The organism is Bacillus sp. 007/AIA-02/001 (genome assembly GCF_004634455.1).
GTDB lineage: Bacteria > Bacillota > Bacilli > Bacillales > Bacillaceae_G > Bacillus_A > Bacillus_A cereus.
Genome location: NZ_SEIY01000012.1, coordinates 93,325 through 118,918, shown reverse-complemented (window position 1 = coordinate 118,918; position 25,594 = coordinate 93,325). Strand labels below are relative to the sequence as shown.

Genomic DNA, 25,594 nt, shown 5'->3' with positions numbered 1-25,594 from the left:
CATATAAGATAAATATTAAAAATAGGGGTTTACAAAATACCCTATAGGGTATAATATATTGTCATAGGTTATAAATAGTGACATAATGGTAATGAGGTGATTATAGAATGGAATATAATCAAGATATGAAAAATAGATTGAAACGTATTGAAGGTCAAGTTCGTGGTGTACTTCGTATGATGGAAGAAGGAAAAGATTGCCGAGAGGTTATTACACAGTTAACGGCATCTCGTTCTGCACTTGATCGTACAATTGGACTTGTTGTTGGGACAAATTTAGAGCAATGTTTGCGTGAGCAGTTTGAAAGCGGTAATGCTTCAAATGAAGAGTTAATTAAAGAAGCTGTTCAATTACTTGTAAAAAGCCGATAATCTGTCAGACATAATTGTTGACAGATTTTCAAAAACATTTTAATATACCCCTACAGGTATATGTATATAAGTTGTGGAGGAATCAATTATGAGTATAAAAGTGGATATGAGTTTAGATTGTAAAGGGTTGGCTTGTCCGATGCCGATTGTGAAAACGAAGAAGGCGATAGAAGGATTAGCACCAGGGCAAGTAATTGAAGTTCAGGCAACAGATAAAGGATCTACGGTAGATATAAAAAGTTGGGCGGGTAAAGTAGGACATCAATATATCGGGACGAAACACGAGGATAATGTATTGGTGCATTATGTTAGGAAAGCAAACGAGCATGAAGTGAATGAAATTGTGAAATATCCACATACAATTACGAATGCAGAATTACAGTCTATATTGTCTCATGGAGAAGAGAGCATTGTATTAGATGTTCGCGAAGCAGCGGAATTTGCTTTTGGTCATATTCCATCCGCCATTTCGGTACCATTAGGTGAATTAGACAGCGCAGTATTAGATAAGACGAAGCAAATTTATGTTATTTGCCGAACTGGTAATCGCAGTGATATAGCTTGCCAAATGTTGAAAGAGAAAGGTTATTCAAATGTGAAAAATGTCATTCCAGGTATGTTAGAGTGGCAAGGGAATATAGAGAAATAAATTTTTTTGAATAAAAATATACCTATGGGGGTAATAGAGTGAGTGTTAAACCGTTACAAGCAAAAGATGTGGCAGAGAAAGTGTTATTCGGAGAGTTATTCATTTTAGATGTTCGTAATGAGGCGGATTATGAAGATTGGAAAATTGAAGGGAAACAAGTTTCTTCTATTAATAGACCTTACTTTGACTTGTTAGATGGTGTAGATCATATTGTAAGTGAATTACCTAAAGATAAAGATGTTTTAGTAGTATGTGCAAAAGAAGGGTCTTCTATATTTGTGGCAGAGCAATTAACAGAGGCTGGATTAGAAAATATTTATTATTTAGCTGGTGGCATGAAGGCTTGGAGTGAATATGTAAAGCCTATAAAAGTTGGAGATTTAAAAAATGGTGGAAGTATGTATCAGTTTAACCGTCTTGGAAAAGGCTGTTTATCTTATATGGTCGTTTCAAATGGTGAAGCAGCAGTTATTGATGCAGTAAGAACAGTTGAAGCATATGAAGAATTTGCGAAAGAGCATGGCGTTACGATTACGAATGTAATGGATACACATTTACATGCAGACCATATTTCCGGAGGACGTAAGTTAGCGGAAAAGATAGGTGGTACGTATTGGTTACCACCAAAAGATGCAGAGGAAGTTGTTTTCTCATACGAACCGCTTGTTGAAGGATCTGTTATTACGGTGGGGGGTACTAAAATTGTAATTGACGCATTATACTCACCAGGGCATACGATTGGAAGTACGTCATTCATTGTAGATGATTCTTATTTATTATCAGGCGATATTTTATTTGTAGATTCAATTGGGCGTCCTGATCTTGCTGGTAAGGCTGAAGATTGGGTGAGTGATTTACGTAATACTTTGTATAGCCGATATAAAGAGCTATCTCAAAATTTAGTTGTGTTACCGGCTCATTATTCAAAAATAAGTGAAATGAACGAAAGTGGTATCGTTAGTGCAAAATTAAAAGATTTATTTGAGCATAATGCAGGATTAAATATTGAGGATGAGGGAGAGTTCCGTAAAGTTGTAACAGAAAACTTACCACCTCAGCCAAATGCATATGAAGAAATTCGTCAAACCAATATGGGTAAAATTCACCCAAGTGTGGATAAAGAGCGTGAAATGGAGATTGGTCCAAATCGTTGTGCAGTGCACGAATAATGAAATAAATAAAAAATGGAGGAATTGATGATGAATATAAAACAAGTGTTAGATGCGAAAGGTTTAGCATGTCCAATGCCGATTGTAAGAACAAAGAGAGCAATGGATGCTCTACAAACTGGAGAAGTGTTAGAAATACATGTAACGGATAAAGGGTCAGTTAAGGATATTCCAGCGTGGGCAAATAAATGTGGCCATGACATCGTAAAGCTTGAAGAAGAAGGCGATGTGCTGAAGTTTTGGATTAGGAAGGCGTAGTGAAGCAATAGTTTTGTAAATATAGAGAGGTTGGTTATATGAATACAATATTAAGTACGCTTTTCATTGTACTTGCTGCATGGTTTGTTATTTCACGATTTTTACCAGTGAAAGGTGTTCAAAATATAAATGGCAAAGAATTGAAAAGTATAGTGGGGAAAAAGGGGAAGTATTTTATTGATGTCCGTACAGTAGGTGAATATAGAGGGAATCATATGAAAGGCTTTCAAAATATCCCCCTAAATGATCTAGCAAGTAAGGCGAATCAATTAGATAAGAATAAGGAAGTAATCGTTATTTGCCAAAGTGGAATGAGAAGTAAGCAAGCAGCAAAGGTATTAAAGAAATTAGGATTTCAGCACGTTATCAATGTTTCAGGCGGTATGAATGGTTTGTGAGGAGGGGATTTAAAATGAAAGAAATGACAGTAAAAGAATTGGAAGAAAAATTGTTACGTAAAGAAGCAGTAAATATCGTGGACGTACGTGAAGTAGAAGAAGTAGCCGAAGGGAAAATTCCAGAAGCGTGTAATATTCCACTAGGACTATTAGAGTTTCGTATGCATGAGTTGGATAAAAAGAAAGAGTATATTATCGTTTGTCGTTCTGGCGGAAGAAGTGCACGAGCAGTTCAGTTTTTAGAGAGCTACGGTTTTCAAGCAATTAATATGGTAGGTGGTATGTTAGCATGGGAAGGTAAAGTCGTATAGTACAGAGATACATGATTTGAGCCTTTTTATAAATGATAAAATACCCCTATAGGTAATCGGAGGGAGAACAACATGGAACAACAGAAGAAAACAACAATCGTTTTATTTAGCGGAGATTATGATAAAGCAATGGCTGCTTATATTATTGCAAATGGTGCAGCGGCGTATGATCAAGAGGTAACTATTTTTCATACTTTTTGGGGATTAAATGCTTTAAGGAAAGATGAGCATGTGAAGGTAAAGAAAACTTTTATAGAAAAAGTGTTTGGAAAAATGATGCCACGCGGTGCGGATAAGATGGGATTATCAAAAATGAATTTTGCAGGTATGGGACCAAAGATGATTAAAGGTATTATGAAAAAACATAATGCGATGCCTTTACCAGATTTAATCGATTTGGCGAAAGAACAGGGGATTAAACTTGTCGCTTGTCAAATGACAGTAGATTTATTAGGGTTAAAAGAGGAAGAGATTATGGAAGGGGTAGAGTTTGCAGGAGTAGGAGCTTATTTAGCAGATGCTTCGGATGGGAATGTAAACTTATTCATTTAATTCATCTTCTTTCTAGAAGGGAGGGGATGTAAGATGAGCTTAGTCGTATTACTTTTTATAATTGGATTTATAGGATCGTTTATATCAGGAATGGTTGGAATTGGCGGTGCGATTATTAATTATCCGATGATCTTATACATTCCGGTATTGCTGGGATTTTCTGGCTATACATCACATGAAGTGAGCGGTATTACAGCGGTACAAGTATTCTTTGCAACTTTTGCAGGCGCTTGGGCATACCGGAAAAGTAATGACATGAATAAAACGTTAGTTATGTATATGGGAGCTAGTATATTAATAGGAAGCTTCATAGGGAGTTTCGGTGCTAACATATTAGAGGAACATACAGTCAATGTTGTTTATGCAGCATTAGCTACAATTGCAGCTATTATGATGTTTGTACCGAAACAAAATAATAGTGGAGATGTGAAGTATAATAAATGGTTAGCAAGCTTGTTAGCGTTCGTTGTAGGGGGAGCTTCAGGCATTATAGGAGCTGGAGGTTCGTTCCTTTTAGTTCCCATTATGCTAGTTATTTTAAAATTACCACTGCGCATGACGATCGCAACATCTATCGCTATTACGTTTATTTCCTCAATAGGGATTACTACAGGAAAAATGGTTACTGGGCAAGTAGTTATCATTCCAGCTCTAATTATTGCGGTTGCCAGTATATTTGCTGCGCCACTTGGAGCACGAGTCGGGAAGAGGCTAAATCAAAAAGTACTGCAATATGTATTGTCCACTTTAATTGTAGGCACTGCTGTTAAAATGTGGATCGATATGATATCAAAATAAAAGGATGGTGCTGCTTACAGCCCATCCTTTTATTTATTGCCCGTAAACCTAACGGATTATAGTTTTACTTTATGCCCAAATAACTTTCATTAAGTTTTTATATTCGTCATTTGCTAATTTATATAGCATTCTCGTATGTTCAAAGACAAGTGCTGGATTAAAGTTTGGTTCTGAGAATGCAAGAGATGTTGAAATATCAATTGCATTTTGCTTATTTAATGTGAATTTTGCAAAGCGATAAGATGTATTTAATTCATTGATGACATGTAAAATATCATTTGTTGATGTTGCATCAGGCACGTGAGCAACATTGAAGCAGTATATATCCACCGTAGGATGTTCGTTTTGGAAAGCAGCGATAAGTTGAATCTTTGCGCCAGCTTCAGTCTCTAATCCTACTGAAAAATGAACAGAGCCATCATTTTCATCTATATTTTCTTCCATGTATATATCGTTAGATTTTAAGTAGTCTTTAAAATCTGAGATGTTATGTTTTACTGCAGCTTTCATATGTATGAGCCCCCTGATAATTGGAATAGATTGCTACTATTTATTATAATTTAAAAATATTAAAAAAGATAGTTAGAAAGTTCTGATTTTTATATTTGGAAGAATAAAAAGAAGCGGTTCTCTACCTCCATAGAGAACCGCTTCTATATTATTCATTGTCATTAGACGATGTTTCTGTATCTTCACTGCTATTTTTGTTCTTATTTTTCACTTCATTGTTATTTGATTCGCGTTCACTTGAATTTTCAGACTTAGATTCTTTTGTCTTTTTCGAATCAGAGTTTGAGTCAGACTTTGTATATGCAGGTAGCCCAAGATGAGTACGAAGTTCATTTGTAACATTAGCTAATTCTTTTTTATCTGGATTGTAGTAGTAAGTTCGACCACCACCAGCAGATTTGCTACAAGTATCGTCACCTTTTGCCATGTAGCAATCATCACCTTGGATTTGTAATTTCTCAATTTCCGAATCCGATCCATATTTATAGAATGAAAGCATATCATCAAATGTTAAGTTTGTAACGAATTGTCCGTTAATATCATCAATGATGTTGCCAACTTTTGTTACAGAACCAACACTTGTTAGTTTCTTTAAAATAGCCTCGATAACGAGTTGTTGACGTTGTCCACGCATTGCATCACTATCGATGTGCCTTGTTCTAGCAAGAGCAAGAGCTTCTTCGCCATTTAGCTTTTGAACACCTTTTTCTAGATGAATAGCCTCAGCATTATCATTGCTATCTTGCTCAGTAAATTCAACTGGTACATCAACTTCAACACCGCCCAAGTCATCGACGATTTTTATAAATGATTTAAAGTTGAATTTTACAAAATAATCGACAGGAACATTCATTAATTTTTCAACTGCATCAATGCTTGCTTGTGGTCCACCATTTTTTCCGTTTTTAGCAGAACCGAATGCATGAGCGTGTGTAATTTTATCTTTTTTCTTTTCTATTGGAATATAAGTATATGTGTCACGTGGGATACTTAATAGTTTAACAGTTTTGCTATCTTTATTAAATGTTGCAAGTAAAAGCGCGTCTGTTCTTATAGCTTCACCATATTCTTTTCCACGGACATCGCTTTCATCGACACCCATTATTAAAACAGAGACATTGTTTGTAATAGGTTTTACAGCCTTATCACGTAAATCAGATTTATCACCGCGTGCTAAATCGTGTGCGGCATTTCGAACAGCAGAAGATGCTTTATTTACTAAAAACCAAGTATAACCGCCGCCTATTAATAAAACGAATAGTATAGCGCTTATAATAATTTTTATTTTTTTCTTATTTTTTTTCGGTTTATTGCGTGTATTTTCTTGCAAAGATGGGTTTTGCTCCATTTCCTGTACTCCTTCATTTGGATTGAAATACGACACTCATATCCACTTATTATAATGAAATTTAGCGAAAAAAAACATTACAAAACATTTACATTTCGTAAAAATTCAATATATTTATAAAAAGTCAGATTTTCTATATATTATTTGTCAGATGTAGAATAAGTATAAGGGCTTTTAGTAGAAATGAAAATATATATTATGAGAAAGTGATAGGGAAGTAAGATTTGTTGAAATATAGCCAAGAAGAAATGAGTAAGCTTACTTATTTCTTCTATATAATAAAGAAGAATTTGACGGATAAAGGAGAGAGCATAATGAATCATACATCATTCCGAGCAATCGTTGTGAACGAAAAGGAAAATCATCAGTTTGTAAGAAAAGTTGTTGAGAGAGAAGTAAGTAGTTTACCTGAGGGAGACGTATTCATACAAGTTCATTATTCTTCATTAAATTATAAAGATGCTCTTTCAGCTACTGGTAATAAAGGTGTTACGAGAACATATCCTCATACGCCAGGAATTGATGCTGCAGGAGTAGTTGTGAGTAGTGAAGATGCTACCATTAAAGCAGGAGATCAAGTTATTGTAACGGGATATGACTTAGGTATGAATACCTCTGGTGGTTTCGGAGAATATATTCGCGTGCCATCATCTTGGGTCGTGCCTTTACCAGAAGGAATGTCATTAAAGGAAAGTATGATGTACGGGACAGCAGGTTTTACTGCGGCGTTGTCGGTATATAAGCTTATTGGGGCAGGAATCAAGCCTAATATGGGAGATGTTTTAGTAACGGGTGCTACAGGCGGCGTAGGCAGTGTAGCTGTTAGTATATTAAGTAAGTTAGGGTTTAACGTAGTAGGAGCGACAGGAAAAATGGAAGAGAAAGATATGCTACTACGTCTAGGAGCGAAAAAAGTGATTCATCGCGCGGAATTGAATGATGAATCAGGAAGACCGATGTTAAAAGGGATATACGCCGGAGTTATTGATACTGTAGGTGGACGTATGTTAGAAACAGCTTTAAAAACAGTAAAGTATGGTGGTTGTGTAACGACATGCGGTAATGTGGCAGGCCAGGAATTACAAACAACGGTATATCCGTTTATTTTACGAGGCATAAGCCTTTTAGGGATAGATTCTGTGCAATGTCCAGCAGATGTGAGAAGTGATGTGTGGACGCTCTTAGCAAATGAATGGAGTAATAAAGAGTTAAGATCTTATACAGGAGAATGTACATTAGAAGAATTAGAGGAGAAGTTTACACTTATATTGCAAGGAAAGTTAAAAGGAAGAACAGTTGTTAAAATATAATAAGAAAGAGACGCTTACGTTAGCGTCTCTTTCTTATTATAATGATTGTTTTAAATTGATTTTTCCTTGTTCACCTAAAACACCGTCAGCGATATTTACAGCGTGATCGCCAATGCGCTCTAAGTTACTTACCATATCGACGAAGATGATACTTGCATCACCTGAACAGCTGCGTTCGTTTAGACGTAATACGTGACGTTTACGAAGAACACGTTCCATTTGGTCGATTTTGCGTTCTTTGGCAATAACAGTTTGAGCTAGTTCAGTATCGAAGTTTGTTAAAGCTTCAACTGAGTCTTGCAGTGTTGAAATTGTTAACTCAAGCATTTCGTTTAATTCAGCTAATGCTTCGTCTGATAGTGAAACACGGTTTGAAATTTGGAAATCTACAAGTTCTACAAGGTTTTCTACATGATCACCGACACGTTCAATATCTCCAACAACACCTGCTAAAACAGAATGTTTTTCAGAATCCGTAGGTGAAAGTGGCTTTTCTGATAGTAAAACTAAATACTCGGTAATTTTTTTATCTAAATTGTTAATAGCTCCTTCTAATTGAGTAGCCATGTTTGCGTGTTTTTTGTCTTGTGTATTTAAAAATTGATTTGCTTCTTTTAATCCATGTAATGAGAACTCAGCCATACGGATAATCTCTTTTTGAGCTTCAGTTAAAGCGATGGCTGGAGATTGTTCAATAAAGATTGGATTTAAATGTTGTGGTTTGAAGTCAATCGCTGCATCTTCACCACGAATAATTTTTGTTACGATCCATGCTAACACTGCAATGAACGGGAATTGAATGATTGTATTTGTTACGTTAAATGTTCCGTGTGCAAATGCAATAGTCATTTCTGGATTCAAGTTTAATGATGTTTGGAAATATTGAATTAAACTTGTAAATGGTACTAATAAAATTGTAAAGATAATTGTACCGATAATATTAAAGATAACATGAACTAATGCTGCACGTCTTGCGGCAATAGAAGTACCGATTGCTGCTAATACAGCTGTAATTGTTGTACCGATGTTATCACCGAATAATACAGGAAGAGCTGCTTGTAAATCGATTGCACCTTGACCAAATAGTTCTTGTAAAATACCGATAGTTGCACTTGAGCTTTGTACAATTAAAGTAAAGACTGTACCGACAACAATTCCTAAAATTGGATTATCACTCATGCTAACTGTTAATTCTTGGAATGATTCTAAAGAACGAAGAGGTTTCATACCTGCACTCATTAATTCTAAACCGAAGAATAACATACCAAAACCGAATACAACTTGACCTACAGAATGTACTTTTTTATTTTTAAAGAAGAATAGTAAGATTGCTCCAATTGCCATAACTGGGAGAGCATATTCTCCGATTTTAATTCCGATAATAAATGCAGTAACTGTCGTACCGATGTTTGCACCCATAATAACACCGATTGCTTGTCTTAATGTCATAAATCCGGCACTTACAAGTCCGACTGTTAAAGCAGTTGTTCCTGAACTGGATTGGATTAATACCGTAACTAACATACCTGCTAGTACACCCATAAGTGGGTTTGTTGTAAAACGATCTAGAATATCGCGAAGACGATCTCCAGCTGCTTGTTGCAGTCCATCGCCCATGTATTTAATCCCGAATAAGAAAATACCTAATCCACCAATGAACTGGAAGATCATATCTTGAACATTATATTCCACGCATTCCACTCCTTAAATTTCATGTACGATGTAATTATTAACTGAACCTTGAGGCACTGTAAACGGTTTGCTAGTAAAATTTACACTAAATTTACAAAGAGAAGAAAAGTTTACAATCCCTTAAAGAAACAGCTGTGTTCTATTGGTTTTCATCTTGTATAAATCTTAATTTTGTAAAGAAATCACACTTTTTAGAATAATATTGTTCAGTCGAATATTAAGGAAAGCGTCTGCGAGTTCATCGTATATTTTTTGATGAAAGTTAAAAAAATATGTAGGAAAATGCATGTAGTTTTATAACAGCAAAACGAGGGGAAATAATTCTTTTAACACGATAAAAAAGCCACTGAATTATCCAGCAGCTTTTTCCGTGTTTTTATCGCCATGCTTTTGTTTTCTTATGCTTGTAATGTAAATGAAGAGAAAAGCAATAAGTAATAGAGAGGAGTAACGATATACAGTTGCATAGTTTGTAAAATGAGCAATAAATCCAAATATAATCGCTCCAGCGCCGATTCCAAGGTCAAATGCGGAGAAGAATGTAGCCGTTGCTACGCCGCGTCGATGCGGTGCTACGCGGTCAATCATCCATGCTTGTAGTGCAGGTTGGATCGCTCCAAAACCACTTCCGTAACATGCTGCAGCAATAATTAAGCTCGGAATTGTCGTCGTATACGACAATAAAATAATGCCTGTAAAAGTTATAATAACTCCCGGAATGATGACGAATGTATGGCCTTTCGCATCATATAGCTTTCCAGAGAATGGACGAGTTACAGCGATTGCTAGTGCGTTACATAAAAAGAAGAGACTAATATCAGCTATGCCGACTTCTGTAGCAAATAGAGTGATAAAACTTCCGATTCCTCCGTACATTAATGTAATACATAATATTAATAATGAAGGAAGTAAAGCTTTACGCTCAATAAATCCATCGAGAAAAGTACTAGATGATTGTTGTGGAGGCTGTTTCGATTTTTGGATTTGAAGTAGTTTCGTTAATATTAATGAAACAACTGTGCACGATAATGCACATAAAAAAAGAATTGTGAAGTTATATGTTTGCATAAGCCATAGTCCGATAAGTGGACCGAGGGCCATTGCAATTGTTCCAGAAAGGCCAAAATATCCCATGCCTTCTCCGCGGCGAGCTGAGGGAATTAAATCAGAAACGACAGTTCCATATGTAGTCGTTGTAATACCGAAACCAGCTCCGTGTAAAATACGAACAGCAAGCAAGAGAAAGATAGTTGAGGCGAAAAGGTAACTGCCCATAGCGAGTAAACAGATAGCAGTGCCGATCATTAAAATGATTTTTTTATTGAATTTTTGCAAGGCGTTCCCAGTTAGCGGTCTAACAAAAAGTGCCGCAACGGTAAACATGCCGACAACAAATCCGATATTGGAACTTGTGCCACCAATTTCTTTCACATAAACAGGTAAGGTTGGAATTAACATTTGAAACCCTAAAAACATACATAAGTTTGCAAAAATTAAAGCAACAAACTCTTTCGTCCATAACGGTTCTCGTTTTACGAGTATTGCTTCTCCCATATATTCATCCCCTATATAAAATTTTCTCTTTTCTTTCGAGTATATGTATTGGCCAATGCAACAGTCAAGGAAGGTGTCTTGAAAACGGATAACAATTTTTAAGATGAAAAACTGACAAATTTGTGTAAAAGCTACACAACTATGAAAAAAAGATGTAAAGTATAGATGTATAGACTTGTAGGTGTTAAGAATGATAGAAATTGTTTTTTCTTTAAAGAAAGCGGATTCAAAAGAGTAGTGAACAAGAAGGGGATATATACTTTTTCACTACATATATTTGAAAAGGTTTACAATATGATGAAGAAAGAGGCGTGTACATATGAGACGATTAGGTATTTCTATTTATCCAGAACATTCAACAGTAGAGAAAGATAAGGAGTATTTAACATTAGCAAGTAAATATGGATTTACACGTGTGTTCACATGTTTATTATCTGTGGATGGAGAAAAAGAGAAAATTATAGAAGAATTTAAAGAAACGATCTCTCATGCGAATGCATTAGGGTTCCAAGTATTAGTTGATATTAGTCCATCTGTTTTTGAACAATTAGGTATTTCGTATAATGATTTATCATTCTTCCATGAATTAGGTGCGTACGGTATTCGTTTAGATGTCGGTTTCTCAGGATTAGAAGAATCAATTATGACTTATAATCCGTATGGTTTGAAAATTGAGATTAATATGAGCAATGGTACGAAGTATGTAGATAACATTATGAGTCATAGACCAAATCGTGAAAATTTAATTGGTTGTCATAATTTTTATCCGCATCGTTATTCAGGATTATCATACGATCATTTCATTAAATGCTCGAAACAATTTAAAGATTACGGTATGAGAACGGCAGCTTTTATTTCATCATTTGATGCAACATACGGACCTTGGCCAGTAACAGAAGGGTTATGTACATTAGAGCAGCATCGTGAATTACCGATGACAACACAGGCGAAACATTTATTCGCGACGGAATTAATTGATGATGTTATTATTGCAAACGCATATGCGTCAGAAGAAGAATTACAAGCACTAGGTGCATTAAATAAAGAGAAACAAACATTTGATATAGAAATATATGATACAACGACAGAACTAGAAAGAATTATCGTATTAAACGAACCACATTTTTATCGCGGAGATGTATCTGAATATATGATTCGTTCTACACAAAGTCGTGTGAAATATAAAAAAGAAGAGTTTAAACCTCATAATACGCGTGAAATTAAGCGTGGAGATTTATTAATTGATAATGAACAATATGGCCAGTATAAAGGCGAATTACAAATTGCATTAAAAGATATGGTGAATACAGGAAAAACAAATGTAGTTGGTCGAATTGTAGAAGAAGAGATTTTCTTACTAGACTATTTACAAGCATGGGATAAATTCGGATTTACATTAAAGAAATAGAGAGAATATAAAGGGGAAAAACTACTGATTTCAGCAGCTTTTCCCCCTTTATATATAAAGAGCGAGAGGAAGAGCTATGACAAAGGTGCATCAGCGATTAATTTCTATTTTAGAGGAATTTTTAGAAGAGAAATCGATGTTAAATCGAGCTTTTTTAGCGGGCCGTTTACATGTATCAACGAAGACGATTCAAAAGGATATAAAATTATTAAATGATATATTGGAAGAAAACGGAGCGAAAATCGAATCGCAAAGAGGGAATGGGTACGAATTAGAAATTATACAAAAGAAGAAATTTGAAGACTTTTGTGTGAGTCTATTTCAAAAACAGATGGAAAAGATCCCAACTTCTTATGAAGAAAGAATAGCGTACATTCTGCAGCGTGTTTTAATGATAGAGGGATATGTGAAGCTTTCAGAATTAGCGGAAGAGATGTATGTGAGCAAATCAACGGTCAATTTAATTATGAAAGATGTTACAGATATATGTGGTTGCTATGAATTACAAATTGAGAAGAGACCGTATTATGGTATACGTATTGTTGGAGAGGAATTTAATATTCGTTCTTGTTTATCACAATATGGTTTACCGCGTTATGATCATACTCCGTTTCATGAGCAATTTGAGCAGACGGAGACATATTTATCGCTACCTCATATATCACTCATTCGTTCAATTATATTAAAGTATATTGAAGGCGGAACAATATATTTATCTGATATAGAAATTGATAATTTAGTCATTCATATTGCAATCGCATTAAAGCGTTGTCAAAGTCAACATTATATGAAAGGACTGCATGCGGAGCAATCAGAACTTATACTAAAGAAAGAATATACAATTGCGAAGCAGATTTTAGGAGATTTAGAGAAAGAGTTGAAATTTTCATTTCCAGAAGAAGAAGTATTATATGTGACGATGCATTTATTAAGTACTGCTGTTACAACGAGAGATCGCTATGAAAATGTAGAAGAGCTATTAGGGAAAGATATATATGCATTTATGCAACATATTCTTTTTAAAGTAGCGGAAGAACGGAATCTTATTTTTTATTATGATGAAGAATTATTATTTGGATTTGGTATTCATTTAAAAACGTTATTAAATCGTTTGAAGTATAAGCTAAATACGAGAAATCCTCTTTTGGCAGAAGTGAAAAAGAATTATCCGTATGCTTTTGAAATTGCGGTTCTCGTTGGAGATATCATTGGTGAATATACGGGTGAATCGATACCTGAAAGTGAAATTGGTTATATTGCAATTCACTTCGGCGGAGCGATGAGCCGTTTGCAGGAGCAGAATCAAAAGAAAAGATGCTTATTAGTTTGTGCGACTGGTCAAGGAAGTGCACAACTATTAAAATATAAAATTTTATCACAGTTCCGAGATAAATTAGAGATTGTAGGTATTACAGGCTATTATCAATTGAAAGTAGAAGATCTTTATAAAGAAAAAATAGATTGTATTATTAGTACGATTCATATACCGAGTGGCTTGCCTGTTCCAGTTATAAAAGTGAATTCAATATTTGATGATAAAGAGATTAAATCGATTGGTCAGCGGTTGTTTACGCATGTCAATACTAGTGTGCAGCCTTATATTAAGGAAGATTTAATCTTTTTAAATCATAATGCTTCTACGAAAGAGGATGTTATTCAGTTTTTATGTGAAAAAGCTGCTGAGAAACGCTATGTACCAAAAAACTTTTATGCTTCTGTTATGGAGAGAGAAAATACGTCTCCGACAGCGGTTGGGAATTCAGTTGCGATTCCGCATCCGATGCAGTTATTAAGTGAGGAAACTTTTTTGATGTTTTGCACACTTGAAAAGGCTGTTGATTGGGGAGATAAAAAAGTACAAGTAATTATTTTATTTAGTGTAAAGCGCAATAATAATGAAGATTTGCAAAGGCTTTATGATTTTTTATATGATATTATGTCTAGTCAAACTACGATAGAGAAACTTACTCAGACTGAGGTAATTGAAGATTTTCAAGAAATTTTATTATCATTTTGAAAAAGTATATAAAAACTTCCGTTACATAACGGAAGTTTTTTATGTTTAATTGTATGCGTTTTCATAATAAGATAAAAATATAGAAAACATATAGCTTGGGGGAATTTAAAATGGCTGATATGCAAACTCCATTTGCGTTAATTTTACATGGTGGCAATGCGAGAAGCGCGGCGCTTGAAGCAATTGCTTTTGCAAGACAAGGAGATTTCGGGAATGCCGGTGAAAAGATGAAACTTGCTAGTGAGGAAATTTCAGCAGCGCACCGTATTCAAACGGATTTAATTCAAGAAGAGGCAAGAGGAAATCATGCAGAAATTAGTTTACTGTTAGTGCACGCACAAGATCATTTAATGAATGCAATTACAGTGAAAGAACTGGCTGAAGAGTTTATTGCTCTTCATAAACGAGTAGAAGAGAAAGTGACCGTATAAGATGTACATTTTATTATGTTGTGCAGCAGGTATGTCAACGAGTATGGTCGTAAGAAAAATGCAAGAAGAGGCAAAGAAACAGGGGAAGAATTATAAAATTAAGGCGGTTGATTCAGAACTAGTGAAGCTTGAAATTAAGGAAGCCGATGTCGTTTTAATTGGCCCACAGGTGAAATATTTATTTCCAGCTGTAGAGTTTCTTGCAAATTCATACAACATACCAGTTGCGATTATAGACCAACGAGATTATGGTATGTGTGATGGTTTGAAAGTGCTTAAGCAAGCAGAACAATTAGTTTTAGCATAATTATATCTTTTTAAATATAAACATTATAATGTTATAAAGTTTATTTCGTTCTTTTATAGTAGAGAGAAAGAGGAGGGCTATTGATGAATGGGTTTATGAGTTTTATGGAACAAAAGATTATGCCAACAACGCAAAAAATTGCAGGACAACGACATTTATTAGCAATTCGAAACGGAGTTATTTCTACATTACCGTTAACGATCGTCGGATCATTTTTCGTTATCTTTTTAAATTTACCAATTGATGCATATATGGAATGGATTGCACCGTTTCGCCATATTTTAGATATTCCATTTCGATTTACAGTAGGACTAATGGCATTATACGCAGCATTTGGAGTAGGGGCTTCGCTCGCGAACTTTTATCAGCTCAATCAGTTAAGTGCAGGGTTATTATCTGTACTCGCCTTTTTACTAGCATCAGTTGAACCAATTCAAATTACGAAAGCTGTACCAGGTGTTATTGATGCAGGGAGATATATTTCAGTAGGAACATTAAGTGCAACGTCTTTATTCGGCGCAATTGTTACAGCATTAATTGCAGTAGAAATTTATCATTTTATGATTAAGCATAATATCTCGATTAAATTACCAGATAGTGTACCACCAGCAGTTTCAAATTCGTTTGCAGCATTAATTCCAACATTAGCAGTTATTCTTTTATTCTGGGGCATTCGCTACGGTTTGAAATTTGATGTGAATACAACAATCACATATTTAATCGCACCATTAAAATCAGTATTAGTAGGAAATAATTTATTCGGTGGTTTATTAACAGTATTCTTAATCGTGTTTTTCTGGTCATTCGGTATACATGGACCAGCGATTTTAGGACCAATTATTCGTCCGATGTGGGATTCAGCAATTCTTGAAAATATGGAAGTATTCACGGCTACAGGAAATGCACATCAGTTACCAAACTTATTTACAGAGCAGTTCATTCAATGGTTCGTATGGATTGGTGGATCAGGATCAACGTTAGCTTTAGTTATTATGTTTATGTTCTCTAAATCTAAGTTCTTAAAAGAGTTAGGTAGATTATCATTCGTGCCAGGCTTATTCAATATTAACGAACCAATTATTTTCGGTGCACCAATTGTAATGAACCCAATCTTAATTATTCCGTTCGTTATTACACCGTTAGTGACAACGACGGTATCATATTTCGCAGTTGTTTCAGGTATGATTCCACTTATGATGGCGAAACTGCCATTTACGATGTTAGCACCAATTGCAGCGGTGATTAGTACGGACTGGACAATTATGGCTGGTGTACTTGTACTTGTTAACTTTGTTATCTCGTTCGTTATTTACTATCCATTCTTCAAAATGTATGAGAAACAACAATTAGCAGGAGAGGAGAAAACAGAATGCTCGGAGCAATTATCATCTTAATTACATTCGTGGTCGGACAGTGTATTGCTCATTATTCGAAATGGGTACAAAGTAAATCTTTATTAGTGTTACTATTAGTATCAGTTTTATTTATCGGTTGTTCAATGGGTGCATATGTAATGTTAGGATTGCAATCACCGTACGTAATTATTGTACCGACAATTTTATGTGCAACGTGTTTATCTGCAAAATATAGATTTACGAGCATGGCATTAATACAACGTGTGAAGGAGATGCAAAAGCATGGAGCGTAAATTAGGAATTTCACTTTATCCAGAACATTCAACGAAAGAAAAAGATATGGCTTATATTTCCGCAGCGGCACGACACGGTTTTTCAAGAATATTTACTTGTTTGTTATCTGTGAATCGTCCGAAAGAAGAAATTGTAGCTGAATTTAAAGAAATTATTAATCATGCGAAAGATAACGATATGGAAGTTATTTTAGATGTAGCTCCGGCTGTGTTTGATCAGCTTGGTATTAGTTATAGCGATCTATCATTTTTCGCAGAGTTAGGCGCAGACGGTATTCGTTTAGATGTAGGTTTTGACGGATTAACGGAAGCGAAAATGACGAATAATCCGTACGGTTTAAAAATTGAGTTAAATGTAAGTAACGATATTGCGTACTTAGAAAATATTCTTTCGCATCAAGCGAATAAATCAGCTTTAATTGGTTGCCATAATTTTTATCCGCAAAAATTCACTGGTCTTCCGTACGATTATTTCATTCGCTGTAGTGAACGCTTTAAAAAGCATGGTATTCGCAGTGCAGCTTTTATTACATCACATGCCGCAAACATCGGTCCATGGGATATTAACGACGGATTATGTACGTTAGAAGAGCATCGTAATTTACCAATTGAAGTACAAGCGAAGCATTTATGGGCAACAGGGCTAATCGATGATGTCATTATCGGAAATGCTTATGCGAGTGAGGAAGAGTTAGAGAAACTAGGAAACTTAAATCGCTACATGTTACAGCTAAAGGTACACTTTGTAGACGAAGCGACTGAAGTAGAAAAGAGAGCCACGCTGCAAGAATTACATGTAAGGCGCGGTGACATAACAGAATATATGGTACGTTCTACAGAAGTGCGTAAAAAGTACAAAGACTATGACTTCCCAGTGCGCGAAAGTGTGCTACAGGAAAGAGGGCAAGTTGTAATTGGTAATAACTCATTCGGAAAGTATAAAGGTGAACTGCAAATCATCTTGAAAGAAATGCCGATAGATGAACGGAAAAATATCGTCGGTACAATTGCGGAAGAGGAGTTATTCTTACTAGATTATGTAGGAGCTTGGACGCAGTTTACTTGTGTGGAATAGAGAAGAGAAGGAGAGGATGCTGGGGCATTCTCTTTTTTCTGTTGATATAGTAGTCTATCGTATATAGAATGCAAAGAGATAGGCTTAATTTGGACGGGAGAGAATGAGATGGAAGGGTATATAGATAGTTTATTAAGGCGGATGGCTGATGAAGATACAGAGGTTAGGCATCGTGCTTATGATGAAGCAAAAGAGCTAGATGACCTATTAACGTTTCCTTATTTACAGCAGAAGGTAACCAAAGCAAAAAAAATAGCAATGAAGAAAGATATGTATTATGTAATGACGAAACTTGCTATTAATACGAAAGAGATCAGTATTGCTGATTATCTTATAGATTGTTTGGAATGTGAACAAAACCCGACTTTGTTAAGTGAACTGCTTAGTAATATTTATACATTGCCAGAAGTAAGTGATACAAATAAAATTATTCCGTATATTTACCATAAAAACGATAGTGTTCGTTTTTGGGCAGTTTCTTCCTTAAAGTTATGTAAATCATTAGAAGCGGAGAGTGCTTTACTAAAGTTGCTGGATACTCAAGAAAATAAAGATGAGATTACAAATATTTGTTATACCTTGCTTGAGATTGGAACAAATCAATCGATTCTGCCGTTAACAAAGCTTTTATATAGTAATAGTGCCTATGTTCGTTCAACTGTTATTGAGGTGTTAGCAAAAATAGGGGGATCGGACTTGCAAATAGTTTATATTGAAGCTTTACAGGATAGAAATGTGATGGTGAAATATGAAGCTGTTCGAGCTATTTATACGTATGGCGACGAAATGGCAATGAGACCAATTTGCGAACGTGTGAATAAAATTGTTGCTAGAAGACGTAAAAATGAAGTAGAGCCTACGGATGAAGCAGAGATTATCATTGCTCTTCGTTTCTTACATAAGTTTGCTAATCATGAAGAAGTTTTAAAGATATTTGATAAAGTGTACAAAAAACGTGGAAACTTGTTTATGTCGGAGAGGAAGTGGCTTCGAGATAACATTACTTACTTTCAAGAGAAAGAAAGAATGTAAGAATCATAAAAAAGAGCCAGCCTCAAGGATGAGACTGACTCTTTTTTACTAACTAGTTTAATACTTTAACTGTAACTGTTTTACGTCCCCAGCTACTTGATGTACCTTTATCTGGCATTAAAACGTCGATTTTATTACCTTTAATAGCTCCACCAGTATCACCAGCGATTGCTACTCCGTAACCTTCAACCCATACTTTTGAACCTAATGGAATTACACTTGGATCAACTGCAATAAGTTTCATGTTTGGATTAGCTGTTAAGTTATGACCTAAAGCTGATTTTACTTGGTCGCCTGCTTTATAACCATTTTCAAGTGGATCTGCTGTGTAAGCTGTTGCTACAACTTGGAATTCACGAGAAGAAGATTGTGTGTTTTTCTCAGTTTCTTTTGCAACAGGTTGTTGTGTAGCTGGTTTTTGAACTTTATTAGCTGCTTCACGATCAGCTGCCTCTTGAGCCTTAGCTGCTTTACGAGCTTCAACTGCTGCCTCTTGAGCTTTAGCTGCTTCACGAGCTTCAGCATCTGCCTGAGCTTTAGCTTCTGCTTGAGCCTTAGCTGCTTCTTGAGCTTTAGCCGCTGCTTGAGCTTCAGCTGCTTCCTGAGCTTTAGCTGCTTCACGAGCTTTAGCCGCTTCTTGAGCTTTAGTTTCTGCTTGAGCTTCAGCGTCTGCCTGAGCTGAAGCTTCTTCTTGAGCCTTAGCTGCTTCACGAGCTTTAGCTGCTTCTTGAGCTTTAACTTCTGCTTGAGCTTCAGCTGCTTCGCGAGCTTTAGTTGCTTCTTGAGCTTTAGCTTGAGTTTTAGCTACTTCCTGAGCTTTAGCTGTATCTTGAACTGTAGTCGTTTTTTCAACTTTAGCTACTGGTTGAACTTTAACTGGTGCTTTACCTGTTAAGTAAGGAACATGAACATAAGCTGTTTTTCCGTTATATTCAAATTGAATCCAATCATTTTGTACTTGGTGTGTGGTTTCAATTACATCATCTTTTTTCAACTTACCAAGAATCTCTGAGTCTGTGTTTGCTCCAGCACGTACGTTTAATACGTTTGCTGTTACGTAGTAAGTGTCTTTTGTATAGTCAGCGCTTATGAAAGCTTCTTTACCGCTATTCAATTGAACTTTTGACCAACCATTTTCTGTATGTAAAACATTTACTTTATATCCATCTAATAATTTTCCTACAACTTTTGATTCAGTAGTTGGGTTTTCTCGTACGTTTAGTACGTCAGTCGTTACGATTGTTTCTGCTTTAGCAGATGTTGTGAAAATCCCAAGACCAAAAACCGCTGCTGTTGCTATACCCATAAATTTTTTCATAATAGCCTCCATTGCATTTGTTTTCGTTGACCTCATTATAGCAACCATTATTTTCTTATTTGCGAAAAACATAAAATTACAAAGCTTTCGTAACGGGGCATTAATATTCTGTAACAATTCCATAAATATCCTGATAGCGCTTCCTTGTTGTTTTTTGGCGTATCAGGGCATATGAAACACAAAATGAGTAGTATTTCAATTACTTTAACGTTAATAATGTTACAGTAATATTTCTGAGTGATATCTATAGCGTTACGAAAGTAGCGTATTTTACTGTTTGAATGGAAATTTAGTTATAAAACGATAATATTTTTAGGCGTGAAAATATATAAATGAGGTGAAATTTAATAAAATATCGATATAATTGTTACAAAATCAGTCGAAGTATGGAAAAAATTACGCCTTGATTTTCGTCTATTACATAGTATTTTTGCAATAATAGAATTAGATAATAGCCTTAGTACCTATAAATAATGAAGAGTATTAGAATGATAGTTGTAACGTGAAACATATATAATAGAAGAAACTCAATTTAGTAGATAAATAAAAAACGTAGGAGTGTAAACTCCTACGTTTTTGTTTATTCATATCGTAAACATTCAATTGGATCCAGTTTGGCAGCTTTGTTAGCTGGTAGTAAACCGAATATAATACCGATTAACATTGAGATACCTACTGCAAGAAGTCCAAGTTCTTTTGAGACAACGAGTGGCCATCCAGCAAAGATTGAGACAATCCAAGCGAAGAAAATACCCAGCATGAATCCGATGAAACCACCAAGTCCTGTTAAAATACAAGATTCGATTAAGAATTGTGTTAATACTTTACCACGTGTTGCACCAAGTGCTTTACGAATACCAATCTCCCGTGTACGTTCTGTTACAGATACGAGCATGATGTTCATTACACCGATACCACCAACAAGTAAGGAGATAGCAGCAATACCACCAAATACCATTTTCATCATACCAATTGATTCGTCTAGTTGTTTCGTAAATTCACCTAAGTCTTGTGCTTCGAATTTGTGCTCAAATTTAGGAGCTTTCATTTCGTTTAAGACAGAAACGGCTTGTTTTTCTACACTTTTACGTTCTGTCGGAGAGGTCATTGTTAATCTTACAGAGTCATACTCATTTACTCCTGAAATGACAGGCGCATTTTCAAGTGATGTATAACCTTCAGGCATAGGCATTCCAAAGTCGTTTTTCGTTTCGTATACACCAACTATTTTATACGGCTTTCCTTTTATATCTGTGTATTGATTTGATTCCCAACCACTACTAAATAATTTGTTGAAAGCTTCTTCATTTAATATAACAGCAGGGATTGCTTGGTTTAGTTCACTGTCATTTAATTCACGACCGTGAACTAATTTTATTTTCGAATCTGTCATAAAGGCGCCTGTTCCACCTTTTAAATCAAGATTTACATCTTTTGAACCAGCAGATGCTTTTACTTTCATACTTACGTCTGGATACACATCTTTAACGCCTGGTACAGTTTGCAGACGGTTTAGCATATCAGGTGTGATTTTGGCACTATCTGTTCCGTAATCAGGATTGTTGTAGTAAATCGTTACTTCGTTATCTTTTCCTTGGCCTAATTCTTTTTTAAACTTTGCGTTTGTACCATCACCCATTGAAATGATAGTAATAATGGCACTAATACCGATAATAATACCTAACATCGTTAAAATAGAACGCATTTTATGAGCAAAGATAGAGGAAAGGGCCATGCGTATATTTTCACTCGTATTCAAAATTAACCTCTCCAATCTTGGACGATATTTCCGTCACGAATTACAATTTGACGTGCTGCAGCTTCCCCGATTTCACGGTCATGGGTAATCATAATGATTGTTGAGCCTTGTTTATTTAATTCGTAAAAGAGGTCCATAATTTGTGTGCTTGTTTTTGTATCAAGTGCTCCCGTCGGTTCATCGGCTAAAATGAATTTTGGGTTATTTACGATTGCACGTGCAACAGCGACACGCTGCTTTTGTCCACCTGATAATTCGTTCGGTAAGTGAGTAGCGCGATCAGCTAAACCGACTTTTGTTAAAGCAGCTAATGAGCGCTCGCGTCTTTCTTTTTTATCGACTCCAGCGTAAATAAGAGGTAGTTCTACATTTTGAAGCGCTGTAAGTCTCGGTAATAACATGAAGTTTTGGAATACGAATCCGATCTCTTTATTACGTACGTGTGCAAGTTCTGTTTCAGTCATGTTTGAAATATTTTGACCGGCTAGTTCGTACGTACCTGTCGTCGGTTTATCTAAGCAACCGATAATGTTCATTAATGTTGATTTACCAGAACCAGAAGGTCCCATAATAGAAGTGAATTCTCCTTGGTTCAGTGTTACGTCAATTCCGTGTAATATTTGAACGGATTCTGCACCATTTTGGAAGGATTTTGTGATGCCTTTTAAGTTAATCACTGGGCGACAACCTCCATACCATCTTTTAAGTCTTTTTCAGGTTTAGAGATAATTTCCTCTCCTTTTTTCACTCCAGAAACTTTTGCTTCGCTATCAGTCTCGAATTCAACAGTAACTGCTTGTTCTTTCGCCTTACCGTCTTTTACAACGAAGACAACATTTTTGTCACCTTTTTTCACGATACTGCTTTTCGGAACAATTGTACCAGTTGCTTCGCCAGATTTACTTGTTACGTAAACGTGGAAGCCGTTTTGTAATTCGTCACTATTATCTAATGTGACAGTGAATTGATAGTTAGAAACAGTTTTATTTTCATCCATGCTCTTTAATGGTGTAGAACCGATTTCTGTTACTTTTCCTGTCCAAGTCTTACCAGCGACAGTTTTTGATGAAACAGTTACTTCTTGCCCAACTTTCATACTAGCAAGCTCATATTCAGAAAGTTGACCTTTTACTTTAAATTGACCAGCGTGACGAAGAGTAATTCCGCTCATACCTGTTTTTTCGTCAGCAGTTTTTACGATATCATCAATTACGCCATCAGCAGGACTTGTTACAGAAAGAGTGTTTACTTTCTCTTTTGCTGCTTTAATCATTTCATCAGCTTTTTCAACTTCAAACTTTTTCATTTCAAGTTGTGATTCTAATTGCCCAACTTCAACTTCTGATGCTTTTAATGCTTCAGCAGGAAGGCCTGCATTTTTATCTTTTTGTAATTTTTGTTTCGCCGCATCAATTTGTTTTTGGAACAACGTTACTTCTTTTTGTGCGATTTTCTTTTGCATTTCTGCTTCTGTTATACCTTGTTTCGCAGTCGGATCATTGTATTTAAATAGAAGCTGACCTTTTTTCACTTCATCGCCTTTTTTAACAGCTAATTCATATGTTCCTTTTGTTGGATCGAATGAAATAGTTTCAATTCCATTTGGAATAACTTCGCCACCAAATTTTTGCGCGTTTTGGATTTGTTTTTCAGTTACTTTATATCCGCTATATGCCATTGCTACTTCTGAACCGCCCCCAGCAAATGCAAAGTATGATCCAGCTGCAATTCCGATTGCTACTACACTAGTAATTAACACCTTATTTTTCTTTTTCATCTATTTATCACCTTTTCGTTCGTTTTAGTATCTACATTAAGTATAGAAGAGGTGAAGAATCTGACAAATCGTTTTAGCTTACAATAACCTTACAGTTTTGTAAGGTATGAATATGTAAATGTAAGGTAGAGGTTGTCCTATTGTAAGCAAATGAATTGACTCGTTGTTTCTTTCTTACAATAATATTGTATGAAGGAGAGGAGGAAGGAAGATGGAAGCTTATTTTAGTGCGCACCCATTAAAACCGTTTATTCCATACTCAAGGCAACATGCCATTATATTATTTATTATGTTGGTGGGGATATTTTTTCTGTATCAATACCAAGATTTATTACGTCAAAATGAGTGGAATATAACGGTTCGATATGCGATTGCATTTTTATTTATAGGTAGTGAAATTGGGCTTCATATGTGGGAGTGGAAAGCGGGGATTTTTGAGCTAGCTACTTCATTACCGTTTGAGTTATGTACAATTAGTTTATTGTTAGCGTCGATTATGATTGTAACGAAAAGTTATCGAATATATGAGATTGTATTTTTTACGGGAATTATTGGTGCATCACAAGCCATTTTAACACCAAATTTGCAATATGCTTTTCCGCATTTTCGTTTCATTGAATATTTTAGCGCGCATGTATTGCTCATTTGGGCACCACTCTTTATGACTTGGGTGGAAGGCTATAGACCGACCTTGCAATCTATTAAGCGTACGATGATACTTTTAAACATATTGATTCCGCTTGTTTCGTTTGTGAATTACAAAACAGGTGGTAATTATATGTTTTTAGCTCATAAGCCAGAAACAGCTTCATTACTCGATATGTTAGGGCCGCATCCTTACTATATTATTTCATTAGAAATAGCTGCGCTTATTGGATGTTTCATTTTGTATATGCCGTTTGCGAAAAGAGAAAGGCATGCGCATAAAGAATCACTAGGATCATAGCCTAGTGATTTTTTGGTTTTAAAATATTTACAATTCACAAAATTAAGAATAAAATCAAGAGGTAAATTATAGAGAGAGAAGGGCGAAAATGGTCAAAAAGGTATTTTTGAATGGGATGGAAGTGACGATTCAATTTCTTATTTCGATTTTGGGGATTATTTGTTTAGGAGCACTGCCGAAATTATTTTATGGATTTGAGCTGCATGCATCAGAGTACATACAGAGTTTAAAAGAAGTGTTTGTGAACTTAATGGATATTTCCAATTTGCAATATGTGAAAGGTAAATTTTTATTTCCACAGCTGTTCGTCCATTATAAAGAAACGATTATTATTTTTTTAGCTGCTTTTTTCATTTCATTATTTATAGCATTTTGCATTGTTTATGTCATTATGAGTAGTTCAACGCGTATACAACATCGAATTAAATCATTTCTTATCTTCCTAGAATCCATTCCAGATATCCTTCTTATTTTAGTATCACAAATTTTAGTTGTATGGTTTTTTAAACAAACAGGTTTTTTACCTTTTCAAATTGCGTCAATTGGAGGCGAGTCGATTAGAGGGTTACCAATATTGTGTTTGAGCATCCCGACTACGATTATGTTTGTAAAAATGGTCGTGCTTCGTTTTGAAAATGAACTAGAAAAAGATTATGTACTATTTGCTAAGGCGAAAGGGCTGGGGCGCTTTCATATTTTAAATCGTCATATTTTACGAAATGTGTTGCTTAGTACATTATTCTTTGCGAAAACGAATATCTTTTTTATGTTATCTAATTTATATATTATAGAATGGATTTTTAATACGGGTGGTATTTTTATGTTTTTGAAATCGTATTTCGGTATTAGAGTTGAGGTTTTCATCGTTAGTGTGCTTCTTATATATATTCCGATTTTTATTTTATTTAAATTGTTTCATTATCTCATTCCGGCTGCGATGAAGGAGAGATTATAAT

At 35.3% G+C, this 25,594-nt stretch carries 27 protein-coding genes; 19 read left to right on the top strand and 8 right to left on the bottom strand.

Going from position 1 to position 25,594, the window contains the following annotated elements:
- The first annotated feature begins 107 nt into the window (after nt 1-107).
- The 8 genes from ES895_RS21015 (at nt 108) to ES895_RS20980 (ending at nt 4,506) form a co-directional block, all read left to right on the top strand.
- Nucleotides 108-371 carry a metal-sensitive transcriptional regulator gene (locus tag ES895_RS21015; RefSeq protein WP_000456205.1) on the top strand — a complete coding sequence of 88 codons (264 nt, stop codon included), beginning with the start codon at nt 108-110 and terminating at the stop codon, nt 369-371.
- An 88-nt stretch (nt 372-459) separates the two neighbouring features.
- Nucleotides 460-1,020, top strand: a complete 561-nt coding sequence (locus ES895_RS21010; RefSeq protein WP_050821648.1) for a sulfurtransferase TusA family protein — start codon at nt 460-462, stop codon at nt 1,018-1,020.
- 38 nt (nt 1,021-1,058) lie between these two features.
- Nucleotides 1,059-2,189: an MBL fold metallo-hydrolase gene (locus ES895_RS21005; protein WP_098664463.1), complete on the top strand. Its 1,131-nt coding sequence runs from the start codon at nt 1,059-1,061 to the stop codon at nt 2,187-2,189.
- A gap of 27 nt (nt 2,190-2,216) precedes the next feature.
- Entirely contained in the window at nt 2,217-2,447 is a 231-nt protein-coding gene (locus tag ES895_RS21000; RefSeq protein WP_002093886.1) for a sulfurtransferase TusA family protein, read from the top strand.
- Nucleotides 2,448-2,485: 38 nt separating this feature from the next.
- A complete protein-coding gene (locus ES895_RS20995; RefSeq protein ID WP_001092317.1) occupies nt 2,486-2,845 on the top strand; it encodes a rhodanese-like domain-containing protein in 360 nt (119 codons plus the stop codon).
- Nucleotides 2,846-2,859: 14 nt separating this feature from the next.
- Nucleotides 2,860-3,156 (top strand): rhodanese-like domain-containing protein, encoded by a 297-nt coding sequence (locus ES895_RS20990; RefSeq protein ID WP_000661816.1) that lies wholly within the window; start codon nt 2,860-2,862, stop codon nt 3,154-3,156.
- A 72-nt stretch (nt 3,157-3,228) separates the two neighbouring features.
- Nucleotides 3,229-3,708 carry a DsrE/DsrF/DrsH-like family protein gene (locus ES895_RS20985; RefSeq protein WP_000437728.1) on the top strand — a complete coding sequence of 160 codons (480 nt, stop codon included), beginning with the start codon at nt 3,229-3,231 and terminating at the stop codon, nt 3,706-3,708.
- 33 nt (nt 3,709-3,741) lie between these two features.
- A complete protein-coding gene (locus tag ES895_RS20980; RefSeq protein WP_000060715.1) occupies nt 3,742-4,506 on the top strand; it encodes a sulfite exporter TauE/SafE family protein in 765 nt (254 codons plus the stop codon).
- A 69-nt stretch (nt 4,507-4,575) separates the two neighbouring features.
- Here ES895_RS20980 and ES895_RS20975 read toward each other — a convergent pair whose 3' ends face one another.
- The gene (locus ES895_RS20975; RefSeq protein WP_000642362.1) at nt 4,576-5,016 is read right to left on the bottom strand and encodes a hypothetical protein; all 441 of its coding nucleotides are present in this window, start codon (nt 5,014-5,016) and stop codon (nt 4,576-4,578) included.
- Nucleotides 5,017-5,164: 148 nt separating this feature from the next.
- Nucleotides 5,165-6,364 (bottom strand): LCP family protein, encoded by a 1,200-nt coding sequence (locus tag ES895_RS20970; RefSeq protein WP_000437392.1) that lies wholly within the window; start codon nt 6,362-6,364, stop codon nt 5,165-5,167.
- Nucleotides 6,365-6,678: 314 nt separating this feature from the next.
- Between ES895_RS20970 and ES895_RS20965 the strand changes: the two genes are divergently transcribed.
- Entirely contained in the window at nt 6,679-7,674 is a 996-nt protein-coding gene (locus tag ES895_RS20965; RefSeq protein ID WP_001016957.1) for a YhdH/YhfP family quinone oxidoreductase, read from the top strand.
- Between the two features lie 36 nt (nt 7,675-7,710).
- Here the strand turns inward: ES895_RS20965 and ES895_RS20960 are convergent, their stop codons facing one another.
- Together ES895_RS20960 and ES895_RS20955 are read right to left on the bottom strand one after the other, a co-directional pair.
- Entirely contained in the window at nt 7,711-9,366 is a 1,656-nt protein-coding gene (locus ES895_RS20960) for a Na/Pi cotransporter family protein (protein ID WP_000456270.1), read from the bottom strand.
- 351 nt (nt 9,367-9,717) lie between these two features.
- The gene (locus ES895_RS20955) at nt 9,718-10,920 is read right to left on the bottom strand and encodes an MFS transporter (protein ID WP_000503243.1); all 1,203 of its coding nucleotides are present in this window, start codon (nt 10,918-10,920) and stop codon (nt 9,718-9,720) included.
- Nucleotides 10,921-11,239: 319 nt separating this feature from the next.
- On the opposite strand from ES895_RS20955, the gene ES895_RS20945 reads away from it, so the two are divergent.
- The 8 genes from ES895_RS20945 (at nt 11,240) to ES895_RS20910 (ending at nt 18,838) form a co-directional block, all read left to right on the top strand.
- A complete protein-coding gene (locus ES895_RS20945; RefSeq protein ID WP_001253349.1) occupies nt 11,240-12,328 on the top strand; it encodes a DUF871 domain-containing protein in 1,089 nt (362 codons plus the stop codon).
- A 76-nt stretch (nt 12,329-12,404) separates the two neighbouring features.
- Nucleotides 12,405-14,345, top strand: a complete 1,941-nt coding sequence (locus ES895_RS20940) for a BglG family transcription antiterminator (RefSeq protein WP_061654741.1) — start codon at nt 12,405-12,407, stop codon at nt 14,343-14,345.
- Nucleotides 14,346-14,455: 110 nt separating this feature from the next.
- Nucleotides 14,456-14,776, top strand: a complete 321-nt coding sequence (locus ES895_RS20935) for a PTS lactose/cellobiose transporter subunit IIA (RefSeq protein WP_000774631.1) — start codon at nt 14,456-14,458, stop codon at nt 14,774-14,776.
- 1 nt (nt 14,777) lies between these two features.
- Entirely contained in the window at nt 14,778-15,083 is a 306-nt protein-coding gene (locus ES895_RS20930) for a PTS sugar transporter subunit IIB (RefSeq protein ID WP_000275642.1), read from the top strand.
- A gap of 83 nt (nt 15,084-15,166) precedes the next feature.
- Nucleotides 15,167-16,477, top strand: coding sequence for a PTS sugar transporter subunit IIC (locus tag ES895_RS20925; RefSeq protein WP_001013053.1), 1,311 nt, complete (start codon nt 15,167-15,169; stop codon nt 16,475-16,477).
- A complete protein-coding gene (locus tag ES895_RS20920; RefSeq protein ID WP_000900048.1) occupies nt 16,453-16,731 on the top strand; it encodes a hypothetical protein in 279 nt (92 codons plus the stop codon). The genes ES895_RS20925 and ES895_RS20920 overlap by 25 nt, the downstream gene beginning before the upstream one ends.
- Nucleotides 16,721-17,806: a DUF871 domain-containing protein gene (locus ES895_RS20915; RefSeq protein WP_061654740.1), complete on the top strand. Its 1,086-nt coding sequence runs from the start codon at nt 16,721-16,723 to the stop codon at nt 17,804-17,806. Before ES895_RS20920 ends, ES895_RS20915 begins: the two co-directional genes overlap by 11 nt.
- Nucleotides 17,807-17,914: 108 nt before the next feature.
- Complete coding sequence (locus tag ES895_RS20910; protein WP_061654739.1) at nt 17,915-18,838, top strand: HEAT repeat domain-containing protein; 924 nt, start codon at nt 17,915-17,917, stop codon at nt 18,836-18,838.
- Nucleotides 18,839-18,890: 52 nt separating this feature from the next.
- On the opposite strand, the gene entC is transcribed toward ES895_RS20910, so the two are convergent.
- The 4 genes from entC to ES895_RS20890 form a co-directional block, all read right to left on the bottom strand.
- Nucleotides 18,891-20,279, bottom strand: a complete 1,389-nt coding sequence (gene entC / locus ES895_RS20905) for a cell wall-binding protein EntC (protein WP_114159633.1) — start codon at nt 20,277-20,279, stop codon at nt 18,891-18,893.
- 457 nt (nt 20,280-20,736) lie between these two features.
- A complete protein-coding gene (locus ES895_RS20900; protein ID WP_001986269.1) occupies nt 20,737-21,891 on the bottom strand; it encodes an ABC transporter permease in 1,155 nt (384 codons plus the stop codon).
- A gap of 26 nt (nt 21,892-21,917) precedes the next feature.
- Nucleotides 21,918-22,592: an ABC transporter ATP-binding protein gene (locus tag ES895_RS20895; RefSeq protein WP_000609104.1), complete on the bottom strand. Its 675-nt coding sequence runs from the start codon at nt 22,590-22,592 to the stop codon at nt 21,918-21,920.
- On the bottom strand, nt 22,589-23,692 hold the full coding sequence (locus ES895_RS20890) for an efflux RND transporter periplasmic adaptor subunit (protein ID WP_000728827.1): 1,104 nt from the start codon (nt 23,690-23,692) through the stop codon (nt 22,589-22,591). Before ES895_RS20890 ends, ES895_RS20895 begins: the two co-directional genes overlap by 4 nt.
- Nucleotides 23,693-23,903: 211 nt before the next feature.
- Between ES895_RS20890 and ES895_RS20885 the strand changes: the two genes are divergently transcribed.
- Together ES895_RS20885 and ES895_RS20880 are read left to right on the top strand one after the other, a co-directional pair.
- Nucleotides 23,904-24,638: a YwaF family protein gene (locus tag ES895_RS20885; protein WP_135238617.1), complete on the top strand. Its 735-nt coding sequence runs from the start codon at nt 23,904-23,906 to the stop codon at nt 24,636-24,638.
- An 88-nt stretch (nt 24,639-24,726) separates the two neighbouring features.
- Nucleotides 24,727-25,593, top strand: a complete 867-nt coding sequence (locus ES895_RS20880; RefSeq protein ID WP_000239674.1) for an ABC transporter permease subunit — start codon at nt 24,727-24,729, stop codon at nt 25,591-25,593.
- Nucleotide 25,594 lies beyond the last annotated feature (1 nt).